General features: G+C 45.9%; 4 protein-coding genes and 1 pseudogene. 4 read left to right on the top strand and 1 reads right to left on the bottom strand.

Annotated elements, in window-relative coordinates; translation table 11 throughout:
* From BHE85_RS15545 to xisR, 4 genes and pseudogenes are all read left to right on the top strand, one after another.
* A pseudogene (locus BHE85_RS15545) lies at positions 1-311 on the top strand (IS1-like element IS1X2 family transposase); the annotation flags it as partial.
* A 46-nt stretch (positions 312-357) separates the two neighbouring features.
* Entirely contained in the window at positions 358-492 is a 135-nt protein-coding gene (locus BHE85_RS28070; protein WP_000384033.1) for a hypothetical protein, read from the top strand.
* A gap of 39 nt (positions 493-531) precedes the next feature.
* Positions 532-720: a DUF1187 family protein gene (locus BHE85_RS15550; protein WP_000276806.1), complete on the top strand. Its 189-nt coding sequence runs from the start codon at positions 532-534 to the stop codon at positions 718-720.
* A gap of 119 nt (positions 721-839) precedes the next feature.
* The gene (gene xisR, locus BHE85_RS15555; RefSeq protein ID WP_004984152.1) at positions 840-986 is read left to right on the top strand and encodes an excisionase family protein; all 147 of its coding nucleotides are present in this window, start codon (positions 840-842) and stop codon (positions 984-986) included.
* 58 nt (positions 987-1044) lie between these two features.
* On the opposite strand, the gene BHE85_RS15560 is transcribed toward xisR, so the two are convergent.
* A partial coding sequence (locus BHE85_RS15560) for an integrase core domain-containing protein (protein WP_146627985.1) occupies positions 1045-1343 on the bottom strand: 299 nt, incomplete at its 5' end.

Consider the following 1343-nt stretch of genomic DNA (forward strand, 5'->3'; position numbering starts at 1 on the left):
GGATACGGAGGACGGTTGTGGCGCACGTCTTCGGTGAACGCACTCTGGCCACACTGGAGCGTCTTCTGAGCCTGCTGTCGGCCTTTGAGGTCGTGGTATGGATGACGGATGGCTGGCCGCTGTATGAATCACGCCTGAAGGGAAAGCTGCACGTTATCAGCAAGCGTTACACTCAGCGCATTGAGCGACATAATCTGAATCTGAGACAACATCTGGCAAGGCTGGGACGGAAGTCACTGTCGTTCTCAAAATCGGTGGAGCTGCATGACAAGGTCATCGGGCATTATCTGAACATAAAACACTATCAGTAAGTTGGAGTCATTACCCACCTCCCGCTAATGGGAAAGAATCAAAGGTATGGACTGGCCGACAATCAAAGCTGGTCGTAATGCACTATGGATTGAACTGGAAGGCGTTGAATATGCATTCCCGGATCCACAAACACAAAACGAAACGCAACAAGCAGGATACGATGAGAATATTCCGGTGTAAAACCAAGTGCATTTTGGGAAAATATTAATGGAGGTGTTCATGTATAAAATTACAGCCACTATTGAAAAGGAAGGTGGTTCTCCTGCCAGCTGGACAAGATACTCAAAGACAAAACTAACGAAATCAGAATGCGAAAAAATGCTCTCAGGGGAAAAAGAAGCTGGCGTTTCCAGAGAGCAGAAAGTAAAACTGATAAATTTTAATTGCGAGAAACTTCAGTCCTCGTGAATTGCATTGTATTCAAATTAAAACTTCATAGCTGATTATTAATAATCAACATCGGGCGTCAATTTCAGCCTAACATTGGCGCCTGCCAGAGGTGATGCGATGGCTTTAATGAAGAGTGGATGGTTGAATACGGCCTGATGCTTCGCACTGGTCTGGGTGCCAGACAAATTGAAGCATACCGCCAGAACTGTTGGGTGGAAGGCTTCCACTTCAAACGAGTATCTCCTTTAGGGAAGCCAGACAGTAAGCGAGGGATTATCTGGTAAAACTATCCGAACATAAATCAGTTTATCAAAGACTGAGGTGTACTGGCAATAGCGGACACTACCATTTGTTCTTTTTTTGAGCAGCCATCTGATGATATTTTTCCCTGAAGGCTGCCGGGGAGATATTCCCCAGACGAGAGTGACGACGCTGACGATTGTAGAAAATCTCAATGTATTCCCGTATTACTGAGATGGCTTCATCCCGGTTATTAAAACGATAGTGGCTCAGGCTCTCATTTTTCAGCGTTCCCCAGAAGCTTTCCATCGGAGCGTTGTCGTAACAGTTACCTTTACGCGACATTGATGTTTTCAGACCAGACTGCTCCTGTATGACCCGGTAATCGTATGCGCAGTACT

Source organism: Shigella sp. FC1567, from assembly GCF_001743015.1.
GTDB classification, from domain to species: domain Bacteria; phylum Pseudomonadota; class Gammaproteobacteria; order Enterobacterales; family Enterobacteriaceae; genus Escherichia; species Escherichia coli.

Coding starts and splice junctions, on each gene's coding strand:
- xisR (WP_004984152.1), top strand. CDS start 840: ATGGTTGAATACGGCCTGATGCTTCGCACTGGTCTGGGTGCCAGACAA.
- BHE85_RS15550 (WP_000276806.1), top strand. CDS start 532: ATGTATAAAATTACAGCCACTATTGAAAAGGAAGGTGGTTCTCCTGCC.
- BHE85_RS28070 (WP_000384033.1), top strand. CDS start 358: ATGGACTGGCCGACAATCAAAGCTGGTCGTAATGCACTATGGATTGAA.